Annotated in this window: 21 protein-coding genes, 1 other RNA gene and 1 other annotated feature; of the genes, 20 read left to right on the top strand and 2 right to left on the bottom strand. The window is 47.6% G+C overall.

Translation table 11 applies throughout. The annotated features are described in order from the left end of the window. Window positions 1-64 precede the first annotated feature (64 nt). A non-coding RNA gene (ssrS, locus tag P401_RS18320) (6S RNA) lies at window positions 65-254 on the top strand. Between the two features lie 93 nt (window positions 255-347). Beyond that, window positions 348-1,112: a tRNA threonylcarbamoyladenosine dehydratase gene (locus P401_RS0109400; protein WP_023468920.1), complete on the top strand. Its 765-nt coding sequence runs from the start codon at window positions 348-350 to the stop codon at window positions 1,110-1,112. A gap of 11 nt (window positions 1,113-1,123) precedes the next feature. Here P401_RS0109400 and P401_RS0109395 read toward each other — a convergent pair whose 3' ends face one another. Next, window positions 1,124-2,461, bottom strand: coding sequence for a replication-associated recombination protein A (locus P401_RS0109395; protein WP_029342237.1), 1,338 nt, complete (start codon window positions 2,459-2,461; stop codon window positions 1,124-1,126). A 60-nt stretch (window positions 2,462-2,521) separates the two neighbouring features. Here P401_RS0109395 and cymR point away from each other — a divergent pair, with 60 nt between their 5' ends. The 4 genes from cymR to P401_RS0109375 are packed head-to-tail and all read left to right on the top strand — an operon-like array spanning window position 2,522 to window position 5,887. Then, a complete protein-coding gene (cymR, locus tag P401_RS0109390; protein WP_029342236.1) occupies window positions 2,522-2,929 on the top strand; it encodes a cysteine metabolism transcriptional regulator CymR in 408 nt (135 codons plus the stop codon). Window positions 2,930-2,942: 13 nt separating this feature from the next. After that, the gene (locus tag P401_RS0109385; RefSeq protein ID WP_029342235.1) at window positions 2,943-4,070 is read left to right on the top strand and encodes a cysteine desulfurase family protein; all 1,128 of its coding nucleotides are present in this window, start codon (window positions 2,943-2,945) and stop codon (window positions 4,068-4,070) included. 16 nt (window positions 4,071-4,086) lie between these two features. Next, window positions 4,087-5,208, top strand: a complete 1,122-nt coding sequence (gene mnmA / locus P401_RS0109380) for a tRNA 2-thiouridine(34) synthase MnmA (RefSeq protein ID WP_029342234.1) — start codon at window positions 4,087-4,089, stop codon at window positions 5,206-5,208. A gap of 13 nt (window positions 5,209-5,221) precedes the next feature. Further along, window positions 5,222-5,887, top strand: a complete 666-nt coding sequence (locus tag P401_RS0109375; RefSeq protein ID WP_029342233.1) for a tetratricopeptide repeat protein — start codon at window positions 5,222-5,224, stop codon at window positions 5,885-5,887. A 44-nt stretch (window positions 5,888-5,931) separates the two neighbouring features. Here P401_RS0109375 and P401_RS0109370 read toward each other — a convergent pair whose 3' ends face one another. Then, entirely contained in the window at window positions 5,932-6,480 is a 549-nt protein-coding gene (locus P401_RS0109370) for a VOC family protein (RefSeq protein ID WP_029342232.1), read from the bottom strand. Between the two features lie 116 nt (window positions 6,481-6,596). On the opposite strand from P401_RS0109370, the gene recD2 reads away from it, so the two are divergent. The 14 genes from recD2 to P401_RS0109300 all read left to right on the top strand — a co-directional run bounded on the left by recD2 (window position 6,597) and on the right by P401_RS0109300 (window position 20,907). Further along, on the top strand, window positions 6,597-8,822 hold the full coding sequence (recD2, locus tag P401_RS0109365) for an SF1B family DNA helicase RecD2 (RefSeq protein WP_029342231.1): 2,226 nt from the start codon (window positions 6,597-6,599) through the stop codon (window positions 8,820-8,822). A gap of 42 nt (window positions 8,823-8,864) precedes the next feature. After that, window positions 8,865-9,075: a binding site (T-box leader), on the top strand. 57 nt (window positions 9,076-9,132) lie between these two features. Then, complete coding sequence (gene alaS / locus P401_RS0109360) at window positions 9,133-11,775, top strand: alanine--tRNA ligase (RefSeq protein ID WP_029342230.1); 2,643 nt, start codon at window positions 9,133-9,135, stop codon at window positions 11,773-11,775. Window positions 11,776-11,809: 34 nt separating this feature from the next. Then, the gene (locus tag P401_RS0109355) at window positions 11,810-12,079 is read left to right on the top strand and encodes an IreB family regulatory phosphoprotein (protein WP_029342229.1); all 270 of its coding nucleotides are present in this window, start codon (window positions 11,810-11,812) and stop codon (window positions 12,077-12,079) included. Further along, entirely contained in the window at window positions 12,076-12,498 is a 423-nt protein-coding gene (gene ruvX, locus P401_RS0109350; protein WP_023468910.1) for a Holliday junction resolvase RuvX, read from the top strand. Before P401_RS0109355 ends, ruvX begins: the two co-directional genes overlap by 4 nt. Window positions 12,499-12,512: 14 nt before the next feature. Continuing rightward, window positions 12,513-12,800, top strand: a complete 288-nt coding sequence (locus P401_RS0109345) for a DUF1292 domain-containing protein (RefSeq protein WP_029342228.1) — start codon at window positions 12,513-12,515, stop codon at window positions 12,798-12,800. Continuing rightward, complete coding sequence (locus tag P401_RS0109340; protein ID WP_023468908.1) at window positions 12,787-13,080, top strand: DUF1292 domain-containing protein; 294 nt, start codon at window positions 12,787-12,789, stop codon at window positions 13,078-13,080. The genes P401_RS0109345 and P401_RS0109340 overlap by 14 nt, the downstream gene beginning before the upstream one ends. A 78-nt stretch (window positions 13,081-13,158) precedes the next feature. Next, the gene (gene mltG / locus P401_RS0109335; protein ID WP_029342227.1) at window positions 13,159-14,307 is read left to right on the top strand and encodes an endolytic transglycosylase MltG; all 1,149 of its coding nucleotides are present in this window, start codon (window positions 13,159-13,161) and stop codon (window positions 14,305-14,307) included. A gap of 71 nt (window positions 14,308-14,378) precedes the next feature. Beyond that, complete coding sequence (locus P401_RS0109330) at window positions 14,379-15,017, top strand: O-methyltransferase (protein ID WP_081834729.1); 639 nt, start codon at window positions 14,379-14,381, stop codon at window positions 15,015-15,017. Window positions 15,018-15,033: 16 nt separating this feature from the next. Next, a complete protein-coding gene (udk, locus tag P401_RS0109325) occupies window positions 15,034-15,681 on the top strand; it encodes a uridine kinase (protein ID WP_029342225.1) in 648 nt (215 codons plus the stop codon). A gap of 56 nt (window positions 15,682-15,737) precedes the next feature. After that, window positions 15,738-16,211, top strand: coding sequence for a transcription elongation factor GreA (greA, locus tag P401_RS0109320; RefSeq protein WP_029342224.1), 474 nt, complete (start codon window positions 15,738-15,740; stop codon window positions 16,209-16,211). A 52-nt stretch (window positions 16,212-16,263) separates the two neighbouring features. Then, window positions 16,264-16,962, top strand: coding sequence for a 5'-methylthioadenosine/S-adenosylhomocysteine nucleosidase (mtnN, locus tag P401_RS0109315; protein WP_029342223.1), 699 nt, complete (start codon window positions 16,264-16,266; stop codon window positions 16,960-16,962). A gap of 106 nt (window positions 16,963-17,068) precedes the next feature. Further along, window positions 17,069-18,013, top strand: coding sequence for a beta-ketoacyl-ACP synthase III (locus tag P401_RS0109310; protein ID WP_029342222.1), 945 nt, complete (start codon window positions 17,069-17,071; stop codon window positions 18,011-18,013). Window position 18,014: 1 nt separating this feature from the next. Further along, window positions 18,015-19,253, top strand: coding sequence for a beta-ketoacyl-ACP synthase II (fabF, locus tag P401_RS0109305; RefSeq protein WP_029342221.1), 1,239 nt, complete (start codon window positions 18,015-18,017; stop codon window positions 19,251-19,253). A gap of 127 nt (window positions 19,254-19,380) precedes the next feature. Continuing rightward, window positions 19,381-20,907 carry a peptide ABC transporter substrate-binding protein gene (locus P401_RS0109300; protein ID WP_160171462.1) on the top strand — a complete coding sequence of 509 codons (1,527 nt, stop codon included), beginning with the start codon at window positions 19,381-19,383 and terminating at the stop codon, window positions 20,905-20,907. Window positions 20,908-20,959: the final 52 nt, after the last annotated feature.

Here is a 20,959-nt window from a genome sequence, read left to right as displayed (position 1 = left end):
TTTTTCTGGAGTGGGAAGTAGTTGCATTTCAGAAGGGAGGATGCTATATTAAATGCATCAGATGGGGTTCCTGAATTGTACGAGAGCCGCCTTTTATCTTTGAGCCACTCTTTTTTGATAGGGAGTTTGACGTTCCAACTAGTAGTACATGCCTCGTAACACAGCAGGAGGACGTACGAATAGGAATCGGATAAGACACCCACCTGCACAGCAGGTTCAGAAATAAGGTATCGACACGGCACTTCGGGTCCCATCGTCTTATTATTTTATTGTTTGACACGTCGCATGACGTTTTTTTTTATGATATAATTCCGAGTAAAACAGTATGAGTATTGTGAGGTTATGAGATGTTACATCAATTTTCGCGTAATGAACTAGCAATCGGTAAAACTGGACTTGACGCATTGGCATCCAAGTCTGTCGCTATTCTGGGAATCGGTGGTGTTGGATCGTTCTCAGCAGAAGCACTTGCCCGCAGTGGCGTAGGTCGTTTGATTCTCGTCGATAAGGATGATATCGACATCACAAACGTCAACCGACAAATCCATGCTTTGCTTCCGACGGTTGGTCAACCGAAGGTCGATGCGATGGCAGAGCGTCTTGCGTTAATCAATCCGGATCTTGAAATCGTTCGTTTGAAGATGTTCTACAACGAAGAGACATTCGAGTCGTTCTTCGAACAGCAACCGGATTATGTCATCGATGCATCGGACACGGTCTCGTTCAAAATTCACTTGATTCAGGAATGTAAGAAACGCAACATTCCGATCATCTCAAGCATGGGGATGGCGAACAAGATGGATCCGACACGCATCAAGATCGTTGACATCAAAGATACAAGTTATGATCCATTGGCGAAGGTCATTCGGACGAAACTCCGGAAAGCCGGTATTCATAAGGGTGTTCCTGTCGTCTTCTCCGATGAACCGCCTGTTAAGATCATCGAAGAAGTCCGTCAAGTCGTCGGAAATGATGCGGCTGCAATTCGTAAGGCAAAGATGCCGCCAAGTTCAAATGCGTTCGTTCCATCAGTTGGTGGATTGATCGCAGCGAGCTACGTCATCAACGAGATCGTCCGTGAAGCCGGCGTGACGATCGAACGCGTTCGTTAAAAAAAGCGACCTTATGGTCGCTTTTTCTGATGTGTGGCTGTTTGTTTGTTCCAAAAATCAAGTCGAGCTTGCAGTTGTTTCTCAAAACCGCGTGGGCTAGGACGATAAAAGACCGGTTTTGTCCGGGCAAGATTCTCAGGCCAGTAATTTTGTGGCACATAGGCATGTTCGAAGTCGTGCGGATATTGATAGGTGACGCCATTCCCAAGTGCTGCTGCCCCCGGATGATGAGCATCGCGCAAGTGCGGCGGAACCGGTCCACCGTCCGAACGACGAACGAGTGTCAATGCTTGATCAATCGCTGAGATGACAGCATTCGACTTCGGTGCTGTCGCGAGATATAAGACCGTTTCAGCGAGCGGAATTCGTGCTTCCGGGAAACCGACGTATTCACAAGCACGGGCACACGCATCGACCATCAATAACGCTTGCGGATCAGACAGACCGATGTCTTCTGCCGCATGGACATAGAGACGACGAACGATGAAACGTGGACTTTCGCCCGCTTCAATCATGACGGCGAGCCAGTAAAGCGCGGCGTCAGGATCGGAACCTCGAATCGATTTGATGAAGGCAGAGATGACATCGTAATGCCGATCGCCGTCCTTGTCGTACTTCAATGCTTTTTGCTGAATCGATTCCTCGGCAACAGCGAGGTCGATCGTGATCTGACCATCGATTTCCGGTGTTGTTAAGACGGCGAGTTCAAGTGCATTCAATAATGCTCGGTAATCGCCATCTGACAACTTGACGTAATGATCGATTGCATCATCTGTGATCGTAATCGGATATTTGCCAAGACCACGCTCTTCGTCCTTTAAGGTCCGGTCGAGGACGATTCGTAAATCGTCTGCTGTCGGTGGTTCAAAACGAAAGACCGTTGCCCGCGATAAGAGAGCGGCATTGACCTCAAAACTCGGATTTTCCGTCGTTGCGCCGATCAACGTGATCGTACCCGCTTCAAGCGCCGGGAGTAAGGCGTCTTGTTGCATCTTATTGAATCGATGGATCTCATCGAGAAAGAGAATTGTTTTTTGTTCCTCGAACTGAAGACGGGCTTCGGCTGCTTTTAGAATTTCCCGTAATTGTTCCAGTTTTGCCGTGACCGCGTTTAATTGCTCGAACGCTGATTTCGTATAACTAGAGATGACACGCGCGAGCGTCGTCTTTCCGGTACCCGGTGGGCCGTAAAAAATGACGGTTCCGAGACGGTCAGCTAAGATGGCACGCCGCAGGAGTGTCGTCTCTCCGATCAGATGGCGTTGTCCGACGATTTCATCCAGATTCTGAGGACGCATCCGATTCGCGAGCGGTCCGGCAGGTGACTGGGATTCAAATAAATGTGCCATACACATACACTCCTTCCACTTTTAGCTACTACTATACTAGAAAGGATGATCCTTCGCATGATGAAAATCTCGACGAAAGGGCGATATGGTCTAACGATCATGATCGCACTCGCGAAAGAAGCTGAATCTAAACCATTATCCCTAAAAAAAATTGCGCAGATGTATGACCTATCTGAGCACTACCTTGAACAGTTGATTGCACCCCTTCGTAATGGAGGTCTCGTCAAAAGTGTCCGCGGTGCTTACGGCGGGTATAAGCTCGGTCGTGAAGCGCAAAACATCACAGCAGGTGAAATTATCCGCCTGCTTGAAGGACCACTCGTCGTCGTCGAAGGCGATGCATGTGACGAGGTCACGAAACGCAAACTTTGGGATAAAATCCAGCAAGCAGTCGATCAAGTGCTCGATTCAACGACGCTACAAGATTTAGCGGAAGAAGAAGATACAGGATACATGTTCTATATTTGAGAGGTGAAAATGAATGAATTACTTTGACCATTCGGCGACGACGCCGATGCGTCCGGAAGTCCTTGAGGCAATGACGCCTTATTTGCTCGAACAGTATGGCAACCCATCGAGTGTCCACGCGGCTGGTCGGTCTGCTCGGGCAGCAATTGACAAAGCGCGCCGGCAGATTGCCCAAGAATTGAACGCAAAACCAACCGAACTGATTTTCACGAGTGGTGGGACGGAGTCGGATAACTACGCGATCTTTGGGGCAGCTGAAGCAACGCGTGAAAAAGGGCGTCATCTCATTACGACACGATTTGAGCACCATGCTGTATTGCATGCGTTTGAAGAACTCGAAAAACAAGGTTATGACGTCACGTATCTCGATGTTCCCAATACAGGCGTCGTCTCATTGGCTGCCTTGCAAGAAGCGGTCCGGGAAGATACGACACTCGTCTCGATCATGTTCGGCAACAATGAAGTCGGAACGATTCAGCCGATTGCGGCATTCGGTCAATTTTTACGAGAACGCGGTATTTTGTTTCATACGGACGCGGTGCAAGTGTTCGGAAAACAAGCAATCGATGTCGAAGCGTTACATGTCGATCTCTTATCCGCGTCTGGTCATAAAATCAATGGTCCAAAAGGAATCGGATTGTTGTACATGCGGACTGGCGTGAAGTTAGCCCCTCAAACGTTCGGTGGAGAACAGGAACGCAAGCGTCGTGCTGGTACGGAGAACGTACCGGGAATCGTCGGTTTAGCGAAAGCGCTCGAACTGATGATTGCAGAGCGTGATCAACAACAGGACCACATCAAACAGCTGCGCAGTGTTTTGCTAACACGCTTGAATGAAAGTGGCGTCACTTACGAAGTCAACGGTGTTGAAGGATTACCGAATGTCCTCAATCTTTACTTCCCGCGGATTGAAATCGAACCGTTCCTGATCATGCTTGATATGCGTCAGATGGCCGTATCGAGCGGGAGTGCATGTACGGCAGGATCCGTCGAACCTTCGCATGTCTTATCGGCGATGTATGGCGAAGATGAACGGACACGAGCATCGGTCCGAATCAGTTTTGGTCACGGAAATGAGCTCGCGCAAGTCGAACTACTCGCACAAGCCTTGCAAGATGTCGTAAAATCGTTTCAGAATTAACGAAGAGGTGAAATAAATGAATACACGAGCGAAAGCCCCGAGTGAAACGACAGTCGTCGTTGGGATGTCGGGCGGTGTCGATTCTTCTGTGACCGCTCATTTATTAAAAGAGCAAGGCTATAACGTCATCGGAATCTTCATGAAAAACTGGGATGACACGGATGAGAACGGCTTTTGTACGGCGACGGAAGATTATGAAGACGTCATCGCGGTAGCCAATCAAATCGGCATTCCGTACTATGCAGTCAATTTCGAGAAAGAGTACTGGGATAAGGTCTTCACGTACTTCCTCGATGAATATAAACTCGGTCGGACACCGAATCCGGACGTCATGTGTAACAAGGAAATCAAGTTCAAAGCCTTCCTCGATCACGCGATGCGTCTTGGTGCCGATTTCGTCGCGACAGGGCACTATGCGCGTGCCGTCTATGAGGATGGAGAACATAAATTGCTTCGAGGCGTTGATGCAAACAAGGATCAAACATATTTCTTGAATCAATTGTCGCAAGAGCAGATCGCGAAGGCGATGTTCCCGATCGGACACATGGAAAAATCAGAAGTACGCCGGATCGCAGAAGAAGCGAACCTCGCGACAGCGAAGAAAAAAGACTCGACAGGCATTTGCTTCATCGGCGAGCGGAACTTCAAACAGTTCCTCGGTCAATATCTGCCGGCGCAACCCGGTGAAATGCGGACGCTTGACGGGAACGTCATGGGACGCCACGATGGATTGATGTACTATACGATGGGACAACGTCATGGACTTGGTATCGGTGGCGACGGAGAACCTTGGTTCGTCGTTGGGAAAAACCTAAAAGAGAACATTCTCTATGTCGATCAAGGATTCCATAACGAATTGTTGTATTCGGAAGGATTGCTTGCTTCAGATGTCAGTTGGACGTCTGAGCGTCCGGTCGGTGAGACATTCCGTTGTACAGCGAAATTCCGTTACCGTCAACAAGACACAGCCGTCACGGTTCGTGTCCTCGAAGATGGACTCGATGTCTCGTTTGACGAGCGTCAACGGGCAATCACACCAGGACAAGCGGTCGTGTTCTATGATGGAGACATCTGCCTCGGTGGTGCGACGATCGATGCAGCCTATAAAGCAGGCGAACGCCTCGCTTATCTCGCGTAAGGAGCAAAAGAAGATGAATTATAATGAAGTAGGATTCCGGCATTTAGAAGCTGGAAATTATGAATTAGCAGCGCAGGCTTTCAACGACGCAATCGAAGAAAATCCAAAAGATCCGACAGCATATGTCAATCTCGGAACATTACTCCAATCGATGAACGACGCTGATCGTGCCCTTCGTTTTTATGACCGGGCGCTGATGATCGATAATACGTTCGCGAGTGCCTATTATGCAAAAGGGGCGCTGTTCTTTGCTGCCGACCAACTCGTCGAAGCAGAGGAATCATTGCGGGCAGCGTTATTATATGGACTTGACGACGCGGATCTCCATTTCATGCTTGGGATGACGTATCAAAAACTTGGTGATCCTGTACGTGGCTTACCTCGTCTACAACGTGCGTCAGAATTGAACGGTGTCGATATTGAGATCGCGTTCCAATACGGGCTTGCCTTAGCGCAAAACGAGAAGTTGGAAGAAGCCGTCGAGATGTTCGAGCACGTTTTGATGCTTGACGAAACGCACACGGATGCTCGGTACAACTATGCGATCGCGCTTGCTTTCCTCGGTCAACAGGAAGTGTGTTATGCAGAACTTGAAGCCGTTCTTGCCTACCAGCCGGAACACGCTCTTGCGCGAGATGCAAAAGCGAAGATGGATGCGTTATTAAAACAAGCAGACTGATCCAAAAAAGACGATTCCATCTGGAGTCGTCTTTTTTGTGCTATTTAATTCCCAACTTCACGGATGACACGAAGTGGTGGACCGGAAAAGTCTTCATAGGCTTCATCCATGTTTTTCGTGTACAGTTCGATGACGTTATTTTCCGTATCCTTGAAATAAGCTGAATGCTCTTTTTGATTCGAGGTCTCCTGTTCATCCCACTCTCTGAGCTTCACGGTGATCGAAGCTTCGCGCAGTTGATTCAAGGCTTGTTGGAACTCTTCCTTCTCAACGTAGAAAGCACAGTGGACATGGACACCACCTTCGTCATACAACGTGTCCCATTCGGACACTGGTAAGTGTTTGACCGTTCGTTCTTCCATCGTGAAGTCTCGCTTCAGCCATAGACCGAGTCGGGTGTTACCGCCAATGTAGAGCCACGTTGCCCAAACTCCGTCCTGTTTAGATTGTTCCTTGCTCGGTTCTGCATCCTCAGGTGCCCATTGCTCGACGATCGGAATACCAAGTGTCCCATTCCAAAAGCCAACCGCACGGTCCATATCCTCGACTTCCAGTACTAATTCACACAATCCTGCAATCGGTAAACGTGCCATCCTTGAACTCCTCCTCTTAACGAAATGTTTCAGGGTATCTTTCCCTGATTTAAAATCCGGTAAACGAATGCTATGATGAAAGCAGCGAATGAAAAAGAGAGAAAGAAGGTGGAGTGATGGAGCACCCCCATCAAGTCGTCGGGCGCGTCAAACGTGTGCTCTTTTCTTCTGAAGAAGAAGCACACTCCATTGTATTGGTCGCCGTCAAAGAAAAAAACTTTGAACTGAAAGAAACCGAGCTCGTCATCACGGGTACAGGGGTCGGAATCGAACTCGGAGGAACGTATCAAGCATTTGGTCGTCTCGTTGATCATCCTCGCTTCGGAAAACAACTGAAGGCGGAGCTGATTCGTCGATCGGTTCCGATGACAAAACAGGCAACGATCCGCTTCTTGACGAATGGTTCGTTCACCGGCATTGGTCCGAAGACAGCGAAAAATATCGTCGATGCTCTCGGAGAAGAGGCAGTGGACCTCATTTTGAAGGATGAGCGAGTACTGAATCAGGTGCCTGGGTTAAAACAAAATCAAGCGGATATCATATTGAGTCGACTCGCTACGTTATACGGTGTCGATCAGTTGATGCTATTCTTAGCGCCATTTGATGTCACACCAAAACTAGCGGCGAAAATCTATGCTGCTTACGAAGGGGACGCCATGGCGCGAATTCGAGAGAATCCGTATTCCTTGATGTATGAAGTGAACGGGATTGGTTTTAAGACAGCCGATCATATCGCCTCACATCTCGGACTTGTCGGATTACATCCGGAACGTGTCGCTGCTTCGATCATGCATATATTAGAACAAGAAGCAGGAGAGGGACATGCCTTTGCGACGGTCGACTCACTATTACAACGGGCACCCCGGTTGCTTGGTGAAGACCCAGGAGAACGGCTGGAACAAGCGATTGAACTGTTGCTCGCTGAAGATAAGGTCAAGCTTGAAGAAGGTTGTTTGTATTTACCGACGATCTTTTATGCGGAAGTTCGAGCGGCGAAAGAACTGGCTCGCGTCATGGCGAACGGTGCCGAACAGGAAGTCGATGTCGCGACGATTCTTGAAGCGATTGGGCACCTCGAAGAACAGTTTGGCATGGAATATGCCGCACAGCAGCGGGAAGCGATCGAGTTAGCGGTTAAAGCACCATTGATGGTTCTGACCGGTGGACCAGGGACCGGTAAGACGACCGTCATCAAGGGAATTTTACATGCCTTGCAAGAAATTCATGATTGGCCACTTGAGAAAAGTCGCGTCAAGACGGGAGATGTCTATCCGTATGTCCTTGTTGCACCGACCGGACGCGCCGCTAAACGTTTGTCGGAAGCAACGGACGTTCCAGCGATGACGATTCATCGTCTGTTGAAGTATGACGGAACGAACTTCCAACTGAATGAAGATCAGCCGATCACGGGAAAAGTACTGATCATCGATGAGTCATCAATGATTGATATCTACTTGTTATCGAGTCTGCTCCGTGCTGTTCCGAACGGTATGAAAATTTTGTTCGTCGGTGACCGCGATCAGTTGCCATCCGTAGGTCCTGGGCAGGTACTGGCAGACTTGATGGACACGGAAGGGATTCCCGTCGTTCGTCTGAACGTCGTCCATCGCCAAGCGGAAGATTCTTCGATTTTACGGCTTGCCCACGATTTGAAGAACCGGACGACGTCTGCTGATTTGTTGGCACCACTTGCGGATCGTCGCTTCTATACCGCGTCTCCGCAAGAGACGTTACGCGGTATTTCAGCTTTCGCAGAAAAAGCACTTGCGAAAGGCTATTCGAAATTCGATGTTCAGATTCTTGCACCGACTTACCGTGGTCAAGTCGGAATCGACGAGTTAAATGTCGCCTTGCAACGCGTCTACAACCCGGAAGAACCAAAGAAACGGGAAGTTAAACAAGGCACGCGGATTTACCGGACCGGAGATAAGATTCTCCAGCTCGTCAACAATGCAGAAGAAAACGTTTATAACGGAGATATCGGAGAAATCGTCAACATCTTCTTCGCTAAAGAGAATGTCGACAAGGTGGATAAGATCATCGCACGCTTCGACCAGACGGAAGTCGAGTATAACCGAAGTGACTGGGATCAATTCACGCATGCTTATGCGATCACGATCCATAAGGCGCAAGGATCCGAGTTTCCAATCGTCTTGATGCCGGTCTATTTCACGGGGGCGTTCAAGCATTCCCGAAATTTGATTTATACGGCGGTTACCCGTGCGAAGTCGAGTTTATTGCTGTTCGGCGACCCACGAGCATTCCATAAAGCGTCGCAAGAAGAGGAACCCCGGCGCCGTACACGATTGATTGAACGACTCGGTGGTGTGACAAAGACTTGACGGATGCTGTGCGATAGGTAATAATCACGATAGATGAATGGACGTAACACGTTGATGGAAGATAAGTAAAAGGAAAACTCGAGTCCAGAGAGAAGTGAGTCTGCTGCAATCACTTTCTCGAGTCCCTTTGAAGCTCCTTCCGGAGTCGGGTGTAAACACCTGCGGGTCATCCCCGTTATCAGATGTTCGAGGTAGGCAATGGATTGCTTACGAACGAGGGTGGTACCACGGAAGCGATGCTTTCGTCCCTTTTCAGGGATGAAGACATCGCTTTTTTGCGTCCAAATAAAACCAATGGGGGTAACTGTTCATGAAAGCTCTAAAACCATTAACGGGTGCACAAATCCGTCAGATGTATCTTGATTTCTTCCAAAGCAAAGGACATGCGATCGAACCGAGTGCTTCACTCGTACCGGTCGAAGATCCATCGCTCTTGTGGATCAACTCGGGTGTTGCAACACTCAAGAAATATTTCGATGGTCGTGTCATTCCTGATAATCCACGGATTGTCAACGCACAAAAATCAATCCGGACGAACGATATCGAAAACGTTGGGAAAACAGCGCGTCACCACACATTCTTCGAGATGCTCGGAAACTTCTCCGTCGGTGATTACTTCCGTGAAGATGCAATCAAATGGGGCTGGGAGCTCTTGACGAGTGATGACTGGTACGGTCTTGATCCGGAACGTCTTTCGGTCACGATTCACCCGGAAGATGACGCAGCGCGTCAAATCTGGCTTGAACTCGGCGTGCCGGCTGAGCGGATCATTCCACTTGAAGATAACTTCTGGGAAATCGGTGAAGGTCCATCTGGTCCGAACACGGAAATCTTCTTCGATCGTGGTCCAGCTTTCGGAGACGATCCGAACGATTCAGAACTCTACCCAGGTGGCGAAAACGAACGCTATCTCGAGATCTGGAATATCGTCTTCAGTCAATACAACCACGATGGACACGGCAACTATACGGAACTTCCGCGTAAAAACATCGATACAGGGATGGGACTTGAACGGATGGCGTGTGTCATGCAGGACGTGCCGACGAACTTCGATACGGATCTGTTCATGCCGATCATTCATAAGACAGAAGAAATCAGCGGTAAAATCTACCGTGATGATTCGAAACTTGATGTAGCATTCAAAGTCATCGCAGACCACATCCGTACCGTATCATTCGCAATCGGTGATGGTGCGCTTCCTTCGAATGAAGGACGTGGATATGTCCTTCGTCGTTTACTACGCCGTGCGGTGCGTTATGCGAAGATGCTTGGAATCGAGCGTCCGTTCATGTATGAACTCGTCGATACGGTCGGGAACGTCATGGTCGACTTCTACCCACAAGTTCCGGAAAAAGCGGACTTCATCAAACGCGTCATCAAAAACGAAGAAGAACGTTTCCATGAGACACTTCATGACGGTCTTGCAATCTTGAACACAGTCGCTCAGACGTCTAAGGCGAACGGTGAGCATGTCATCAGCGGCGAAGATGCGTTCCGTCTGTATGACACATATGGTTTCCCACTTGAGTTGACAGTCGAGTATGCAGAAGATCATCAGATGTCTGTCGATGAAGAAGGCTTCAAATTAGCGATGGATGCGCAACGTCAGCGTGCACGTGCGGCACGTGAAGAGAGTGGTTCGATGCAACAGCAATCGGAAGTCCTCTCGACGCTAAAAGATAAAAGTACGTTCGTCGGCTATACCGACCTTAAGGCGGATGCAAAAATCATCGCTTTAGTGCATGATGGAGAACGAGTCACAGAAGTCGCTGCTGGTGAAGAAGCACAAGTCATTCTCGACATCACGCCGTTCTACGCTGAAAGCGGTGGTGAAGTCGCAGATACAGGAACAATCGAAGGCAAAGACTTCGTTCTTGATGTTAAAGATGTTCAAAAAGCACCAAACGGTCAAAACTTGCATACGGTCATCGTTCGTACAGGGATCGCAACGGAAGCGGCAGATGTCGTTGCAACGGTCGAAGCAGCAGAACGTAAAGCCGTCACGAAAAACCATACGGCAACACACTTGCTTCATAAAGCATTGAAAGATACGCTCGGAACACACGTTAACCAAGCGGGATCACTCGTTTCTCCAGAACGTCTTCGCTTCGATTTCTCACACTTCGGTGCAGTGACACAAGAAGAGTTGACGAAGATTGAACAAGACGTCAACCAAGCAATCTGGGCATCGCTACCGGTCGATATCGAAGAGATGAACATCGCTGATGCAAAAGCAAAAGGCGCGATGGCATTGTTCGGTGAGAAGTACGGTGAAACGGTCCGCGTCGTCTCAGCAGGCACATACTCGATCGAGTTGTGTGGCGGAATCCACGTCGGAAACACAGCCGAAATCGGCTTGTTCAAGATTGTTTCGGAGTCTGGTATCGGTGCAGGTACACGCCGAATCGAAGCGGTAACGGGTGCAGGTGCGTATCGTGTCATGAACCAACACTTAGAAACACTCGAACAAGCAGCAGCTGTTCTGAAGACGAAGACGACAGAAGTTCCTGTCCGCATCGAAGCACTGCAACAACAGCTTCGTGAGACGGAACGAGCAAACGAATCGTTGCAAGCAAAACTTGCGAACATTGAAGCTGCTTCGCTCAAGGATGATGTGGAAGAAATCAACGGTGTGCGTGTGCTTGCGAAACGTGTCGACGTCTCAGACATGGACGCTCTTCGCGGCATGATGGATGAGCTGAAGAGCTCACTCGGATCAGCGATCATCGTTCTCGGGAGTGCGCAAGGTGAGAAAGTCAATCTCGTCGCAAGCGTCTCAAAAGATTTAATCGACCAAGGCTATCATGCTGGTAAATTGATCAAGGAAGTCGCAACACGCTGCGGTGGGGGCGGTGGCGGTCGCCCTGACATGGCTCAAGCTGGTGGAAAAGATGCGTCGAAATTAGAAGAAGCACTCGCGTACGCTTCACAATACGTGCAATCACTGGCATAATAGAAACGTAGTGTATATGAAAGAGGTGATGAACGTGAGTCAGATGGATCAAACGATGAAATTCAACTTTCCGGAAGACGATAACAAAGCAGCAACACGTGATGTGTTGTTGACGGTCTATCATGCTTTAGAAGAAAAAGGATATCATCCGATCAACCAAATCGTCGGCTATCTCCTTTCAGGAGATCCTGCTTACATTCCTCGTCATAATGACGCACGTAATTTAATTCGTAAGATTGAACGCGACGAATTGCTCGAAGAACTCGTGAAATCTTATTTGGCGGAGAGTGGAAATTCAAAATGAAACGTGCAATGGGACTAGATGTCGGTTCGAAGACGATCGGGGTAGCGGTCAGTGACTTGATGGGCTGGACGGCGCAAGGCGTTGAGACGGTCAAGTGGACGGAACCGGATTACCCAGAAGCCTTCAAACGGCTCGATGTCATCATGAAGACATACAATGTCGAAATCCTAGTCATTGGTCTTCCGAAAAACATGAACGGTTCCATCGGTCCCCGCGCAGAAGCAAGTGAAGCTTTTGCGAAGGAAATCGAACAGCATACCGGGCTTGAAGTCGTCTTCATGGATGAACGGTTGACGACGATGCAAGCAGAACGGATGCTGATCGATGCCGATGTCAGTCGTAAAAAGCGTAAACAAGTCATCGATAAGATGGCTGCCGTCATGATCCTGCAATCGTACTTGGATCGGACGAACCGATGAAGGGGGAGAAACCGATGGCTGAAGAAAAACGTCAGTATCTCTTTCCAGATGAAGAGGGCGGCGAACATCTTTTCGAAGAATGGTACCGTTACTCGAGTGAACGTACAGGAAAAACCTATCTGTTTCTTGAAATGATCGGTAACCCTGACGAAGGAGCAGATGATCTGATCATCTGTGAGATCGATGAATATGGAGAAGGCGAAGATGATTTTGACTTGAGCCTGATCGATGAAAATGATGAGCAAACTTGGGATGAACTCGAGCTTGCGTTAAAGGAGCGGATCACTGATGCAACAGAATGAACCAACACGTTACGTAATTCCGGACGGCGAAGGAAATGATTTCGAATTCGTAGAACGTCTGCGTTATGAAAGCCCACGTTCGAGCAAGACATACATCTTCCTCGAGCCAATCGGAGCAGACTATGACGAAGCAGAAGAAGTCGATATCTTCGTTTACGAACTCGACGAATACGGTGATGGAGATAACGACTTCAACCTCGTACCAATCGATGAAGACGATACAGCGACTTGGGATGAAATCGAAGAAGTCTTTAACACGCTCGAAGACCAGTTAGACTAACCCGACTCATGACAGGTGACGTCGTAAGAGACTTTCTCTTACGATGTCACCTTGTTTTAAGAGAAGAAGGAGGAACCGATGGAGAACGAATGGAAGCAAAATGCTGAAATCGAAAAAAGGCGACGCCGGACATCACGCCGGATTACGCTAATCATCCTTTCTGTATTGTTGACGATTTTTCTAGTTACCAGTGCGGTCATCTATGTCTTTTTGAAAAATGCGCTTGAACCAGTCGATGAAACAGCGACGAAATCCGTCAAAGTCGAAATTCCTTTAGGAGCAGGGACGAGTTCGATTGCTTCTTTACTAAAGGAAAAAGACTTGATTGCAAACGAGACGATTTTCCGTTACTACGTCCGTTACAAGAATGAATCGTCATTCCAAGCGGGTACGTATACACTGTCACAAGCCATGTCCCCGGATGAAATCATTAATGAATTAAAGACGGGAACGGTCATGAAGGCAGCGGATGTGAAAATCACGTTACCTGAAGGCATCACGATGGATCGTCAAATCGCTTTGATCGCGAAAGCGACGAACTTCAAGGAAGAGACGGTCCGTAAAGAATTGACGGATGCGACATTCATCGACAGCATGATTGAAAAATATCCGATGTTGACGGATGAAGTGAAGAAGAATGGTGTCTTGTATGCACTTGAAGGATATCTCTTCCCAGCAACGTATGAGTTTGATAAAGGAAAAAGCATTGATCAAATCGTCGAGACGATGCTCGATGAAACAGAAAAAGTCTACGATGAGAATGCGGATGCCATTCAAAAATCAGGCATGACCTTCCATGAAGTACTCAGTCTCGGTTCCATGGTCGAGCGTGAAGCGGCGACAGCAGATGATCGTCGTGAAATCGCTGGTGTCTTCAAAAATCGATTGGATGACGGCATGAAGTTACAGTCGGATCCAACGGTTTGGTATGGCACAGGTGAAAACACGGCTTTAACGACACTGAAGGATCTCGAGAATAATTCGAAGTACAATACGTATAAGTACGAAGGAATTCCGATTGGTCCGATTTCGACGGTCAGTAAAGATTCGGTACTTGCCGTGTTAAATCCGAATAAAACAAAATATGTCTATTTCTTTGCTCGTCCACCAAGTGATAAACATCCACGCGGACAGATTCTATACGAAGAGACATATGAAGAACATCAACGAAACGTCGTTAAGTATAAGCCGGAATGGGTGGAATACGAAGCGAGTAAAGAGCAATGAGCAACGGGTTGGGTTGAAGCGGGAAGTTCGCTTCAAGTCAACCTGTTTATGCGGAAGAGGGAGTGAATGGCGTGAATGATTTCACGACCTATGTCGAATCAATGATTCATCCTCGAGATGCTCTGTTAGAAGAAATGGAGCGTTATGCGGAAGAAAATCATATACCAATCATCGAACTGACAGGTTCCGAGGTCTTGTTATCGCTCCTGCGATTACAACAACCGAAGCGCATTCTAGAAGTCGGAACCGCAATCGGATATAGTGCGATTCGGATGGCGCGTGCGCTACCGGATGCGCGTATTACGACGATTGAACGAAATGCAAAGCGGTATGAAGAAGCAAAAACCTTCATCGCCCGGTCAGATGTGGCGGACCGGATTGACATCATTTTTGGTGATGCAGTAGAATTAGCCGAAACGCTTGAAGACCAGTTCGATGCGGTCTTCATTGATGCAGCTAAAGGACAGTATAAAAAATTCTTTGCAGGATATGGGCGACTCATTCCTGAGGGCGGCGTGCTTTATACGGATAATCTCTTCTTACACGGAGATGTCCTCGAGTCCGATCCGAAGACATTCGATCGAAGAAGACGTCGACTCGTGCGTCTCGTCAAGGAATTCACGGTCTGGATGATGGAACAAGAACAATACGATACGACGATTTTTCCGCTCGGTGACGGTGTATCCGTCAGTCGGAAAAAGTCGAAATGATGGAGGAACGAATGACATGCAAAAACCGGTAGTAATTGGCGTAGCGGGCGGAACGGGTTCAGGGAAGACGACGGTGGCACGTTCACTCGTCGATGCGTTCCCAAGTGAATCAATCGTCATGATTGAACAGGACGCGTATTATAAAGATCAAAGTGATTTATCAATGGAGGAGCGGTATCAGGCAAACTATGATCACCCGTTTGCTTTTGATAATGGTCTGTTGATTGAGCACATTCAGTCGCTCCGTGAAAACATTGCCGTTGAAAAACCGGTATATGACTATGTCGCCCACACGCGGGCACAAGAAACGATTCGTCTCGAACCACGCGATGTCATCATCGTAGAAGGAATTTTAGCGCTTGAAGACGAACGGTTACGGGAACTAATGGATATCAAGGTGTTCGTCGATACGGATGCGGACGTTCGCATTCTTCGTCGGATGCAACGTGATATCAACGAACGTGGACGCTCGATCGACTCAGTCGTTGAGCAGTATACGAACGTCGTTCGTCCGATGCATCTGCAGTTCTGTGAACCAACAAAACGATATGCGGACATCATCGTACCGGAAGGCGGCGAGAATCATGTCGCGATCGATTTACTCGTGACGAAGATTCGAGCGATTCTTGATTATCGTTCAGCACTCGATCAAAGAGGATATTGATTCCAAAAAAGATGTGAATATACTATACTAGTGGAATAAAAAGGAGCGTGACAAAAATGGCAGAAAAGCAATACTACATGACGCTTGAAGGTAAAGCGAACATTGAAAATGAATTGAATGAATTGAAGTCAGTCCGCCGGAAAGAAGTCGTCGAGAACATCAAGATCGCCCGTTCGTTCGGTGACCTTTCAGAGAACGCAGAATACGATTCAGCAAAAGAAGAACAAGCGATGGTCGAAGGCCGGATTGCTCAACTTGAAGAGATGCTTCGTAATGTTGCGATCATCTCGGAAGAAGAGAAGGATATCTCGGTCGTCGGTATCGGAACGACAGTCACTTTCTTGAGTGTCGAAGATAACGAAGAAGATACGTACACAATTGTTGGTAGTGCCGAAGCAGATCCGTTTACAGGTAAAATCTCGAACGAATCACCAATCGCGAAAAGTTTAATGGGGCACCAAGTCGGAGATCAAGTCTCTGTACCAGCACCAGGTGGCGAATACGCAGTAAAAATTACATCGATCAAATAAAGAACACAGGAGCCGGAGCAATCCGGCTTTCTGTTTGATGGAGGAATGGACCATGCCAATCGCAATCATCGGCGCAATGGAAGAGGAAGTCAATTTATTGCGTAATGAGTTATCAGAACGTAAAGATACAGTCATCGCAAACTATCATTTTTATGAAGGGCTTTTAAATAGCGTTCCTGTCGTCATCTTGAAGTCAGGAATCGGGAAAGTCAATGCTGCGATCGGGACGACATTATTGCTGGACCACTACAAACCAACTGCTGTCATCAATACGGGATCAGCAGGCGGATTCAAAGAAGGGTTAACAGTCGGGGATGTCGTCGTCTCAACAGAAGTGCGACACCACGACGTCGACGTGACGGCATTTGGATACGAATATGGACAGGTACCTGGAATGCCAGCTGCCTATCAAGCAGATCCGAAGCTTGTTGCAACAGCAGAAGCCGTCATCGAGCGGATGGATGCGATTCGCGTCGTTCATGGATTGATTGCGACAGGCGATTCGTTCATCCACGATTCAGAGCGCTCTGCTCAAATCAAGGCGCACTTCCCAGAAGTCGCAGCCGTCGAAATGGAAGCAGCACCAATCGCACAAGTCTGTCATCAGTTCGGTGTCCCGTTCGTCGTAACGCGGTCGATTTCAGATAGCGCCAATGAAGAAGCGTCACTCTCGTTTGATGAATTCCTCGAGATTGCGTCAATCAATTCCGCTAAAATGGTCATGGAAGTCGTACGGACGTTAGCAGAATGAGGTATGAGGAAGGGCACGGGAGACCATGCTCTTCCTTTTTTCTTTGACAAAAGCAAATTAACGCTTTATATTAGTACCAGATACTAATAACAAAAGGGGATGCCTTATGAAGATCGGGATTGTAGGATTAGGAACGTCTTTGCCGTCACGGCGCGTGACGAATGATGAATTAGCAACGACGCTCGATACGAGCGATGAATGGATTCGGACACGGACAGGAATCGGGGCACGACGGATTGCAGCCGATGATGTGGATGTCACTGACTTAGCGACAGAAGCTGCTCAGAAAGCGCTTGATGATGCTGGATTGACAGTAGAGGACATCGGGTTGATCGTCGTCGGAACGGCAACAGGACGCGCGTTTCCATCTACAGCCTGTATCGTCCAAGAGCGTCTTGGAGCACGCGGAGCGACTGCATTCGATATTAGTGCGGCATGTAGTGGCTTCATCTTTGCATTACAAACAGCTACTAGCATGTTGACGACAGTTGAAGGAAAACATGCGCTCGTCATCGGTGCTGAAAAAATGTCGAGTATCGTCGACTGGTCAGACCGGTCAACTGCCATCTTATTTGGAGATGGTGCAGGGGCAGTCGTCATCGGACCAACTGAGCAAGCGGGTCTTAATGCCTTCGAGCTTGGAACAGATGGACGCGGAGCACATTTATTATTTAAGGACATTGATGGACCAATCGAGATGAACGGTCGGGAAGTCTTTAAGTTTGCGGTTCGTAAATTACCGGAAATCGTTGAGAAAGTCATTCAAAAAGCGGATAGTACGCTCGAAGATATCGATATCTTGATTCCGCATCAAGCAAACCTACGCATCATTGATGCAGCGTGCGAACGACTGCATATTCCGCAAGAAAAGGTCATCGTCACGATCGATGAGCACGCGAATACATCTGCTGCATCAATCCCACTCGCACTTGAGGAAGCGCGTCAACAAGGACGCCTGACACCTGGTACGAAACTCGTACTTGCTGGATTTGGTGCCGGATTGACTTGGGGAGCAGCATACATTACTTGGACTAAAGGAGAGAACACATAAGATGATGAGAAAACGCGTTGTAGTCACAGGAATCGGAGCACTGACACCGATCGGGAACGATGCCAATACATTCTGGGAAGCACTAAAAGAAGGAACAAACGGGATTCGTCCGATGGAGCGTCTCGATATCGATGAGTATCCAACGAAGGTCACTGGCGAATTACAAAACTTCGATGTAACAGAATTCATCGAGGCGAAAGAAGCACGTAAGATGGACCGCTTCGTTCATTACTCACTTGTCGCAAGCATGGAAGCTGTCCAAGATTCTGGAATCGACATTAAAGAAATCGCAGAACGTGCTGGGGTTTGGATTGGATCAGGAATCGGTGGCGTTGAGACAATTGAGAAACAAGCGAAGATCTACTTCGAACGTGGACACCGTCGTGTCAGCCCGTTCTTCATTCCGATGATGATTCCAAACATGGCAAGCGGTCAGGTATCGATCTATACCGGAGCCAAGGGACCGAATAACTGTTCCGTCACTGCATGTGCTTCAGGAACGAATGCCATTGGAGAAGCCCTTCGTGTCATCGAACGGGGCGATGCAGATGTCATGATCGCTGGTGGAGCGGAAGCACCAATCACGAACTTATCATTTGCTGGTTTTTGTGCCAACAAAGCTATGTCAACGAATCACGATCCTGAGACAGCAAGCCGTCCGTTTGACGAAGGACGTGATGGATTCGTCATGGGAGAAGGGGCAGGCATCTTGATTCTTGAAGAGTACGAGCATGCGGTAGCGCGTGGTGCAAAAATCTATGCCGAAGTCAGTGGATATGGATTAACAGCTGACGCCTACCACATCACAGCTCCAGATCCAGATGGAGACGGTGGAGCACGTGCGATGGCAATGGCAATCCAAGATGCAGGTATCGCACCAGAAGCAGTTGGATACATCAATGCACACGGAACGAGCACACCGATGAACGACATTCTTGAAACAAAAGCAATCCATAGTGTCTTCGGTGAACAGGCAAAACAACTCGTCGTCAACTCGACGAAATCAATGATTGGTCACTTGCTTGGTGGCGCTGGTGGCGTCGAGGCGATTGCAACAATTAAATCGTTACAAGAACAAACCGTTCACCCAACGATTCATCTCAAACAGCCGAGTGAAGGTTGTGATCTTGATTACGTGACGGAAGGTGCACGGAGCGTAAAATTGAATTATGCCCTGAGCAACTCGCTCGGGTTCGGTGGACACAACGCATCACTCGTCTTTAAACGTTACGAAGCTTAAGATTAAGCGATTCCCTTAGAAAAACGAGGGGGTCGCTTTTTTGCTGATTTTCTGATTCAATAGAGAAATGCGTGTTTGACGCAGAAAGGAGTCGTTTATGACTAATATCACAAGAAAAACATCAATCATGATACTGATCATATGTTTATTGATTGGTCTCAGTGGTACGCTCATATACCGTCTATCATCATCTCAAAAGACGAAAACAGATCAGGAGACACAAGCAGTGAAGGTTGAATTAATTGAATCATCACTCCCGAAGACATCCGATATTGCGTTAGCAACGGATAGCCGTTCTCAGACACTGTTAGCACAACTGTATGAAGGATTATATGTTTTTACTTCTGGGACATCCGTCCGTAGAGGATTAGCACAGGATATGTCAGTCTCAAAGGATCGTCTGACATATACGATTCAACTCAAACAAACAAAAAATGCGAAGGGTCAGCCGATTACAGCGCAAGACTTTGTCGATAGTTTCCGACGTGTCGCAGCCAATAAAACAAATTCTCCCTATGGTTTCTTATTTGAAGTGTTTGAAAATGGACGTGCCGTCAATGACGGAAAAATGAAGCCAGAACGTCTAGGTGTAAAGGCCAAAGGACGTGACCAACTGATCATCACGCTGAATCAGCCGGTTTCGAATCTAAAAGAATTACTCGCAATGTCCGTTTTTTATCCGCAACCGGCATCTAAAAAATGGCAAGACCTCACCGGGAATGGTGCGTTTACACTAGAACAGATGTCGAAAAACGGATATACGCTTAAAAAAAACAACCAGTATCATCAACAAAATGTTGTCACGGTCGAGGAAGTTAAAAGCCGCATCATCTCTGATCATCAGACGCAATGGAGTACGTATGAGAACAGTAAAGCAGCGATTCTTCCGTTACAAGAGAGTGTTGAGACACAAGAAGATCAAGTCTCTCGACCAACCTATCAAAAAAAGCGGAGCGGTGTCTTTTATATCGCATTTAATCAAAAAAATGAAGCCTTCCGCGAAAAGACACTCCGAAAACGAATTGCTTACGCCTTGATGGAAAAAGAGTCCGTTCAACTTCCTTTAGGATATGCAGGCATTCCGACGAATCGATTCGTCGTCACAGATACGAATGTATTAATGACAGAACCGATACAAGTAAAAAAAGAAAATGGTAAACAACAGAAGAAACAACGAATCGAGATGCTTAATTTTGATGATCCACAGGCAAAACGGATCGGGAAACAACTTGAGACGTATCTTGAGAGACAGTTGCCTGATATTGATATCGTTCTTAAACCAGTTGGGATTGAAGAGAAGATCGATAAAGAACAGTCGGCTCAGTATGCGATGACGTTAACGGGATGGATGCCGGATTATCCAGGTCCACTTGCATATTTGAACCAGTTCGTCTCAGATAATCCGTTGAATTCCGTAAACTATCAATCCGACACGTACGATCAACTGATCGAAAAAGCACGGCAGGTACGAGATATGAAGAAAAAACAAGCATTGTATCATCAAGCTGAAAGGCAGTTGATCAATCAAGATGCCGTCATCGTTCCTTTGTATCAGACGACAGAGAAATTATATGTTTCTGATACGATTCAAGGAATCGAAGTACCGATTTATGGACCGGAATACCTACTTCGTGCAATGAAAATTCTAAAATAATCACTGAGCTGGGACCATTTTTTCGTGAGGTCCCAGTCTTTTTTGAAAAAAT

Source organism: Exiguobacterium acetylicum DSM 20416 (assembly GCF_000702605.1).
In the GTDB taxonomy this organism is placed as follows: domain Bacteria; phylum Bacillota; class Bacilli; order Exiguobacteriales; family Exiguobacteriaceae; genus Exiguobacterium_A; species Exiguobacterium_A acetylicum.
The sequence above is the reverse complement of the archived record's forward strand: the minus strand, read 5'-3'. Positions and strand labels throughout refer to the sequence as shown.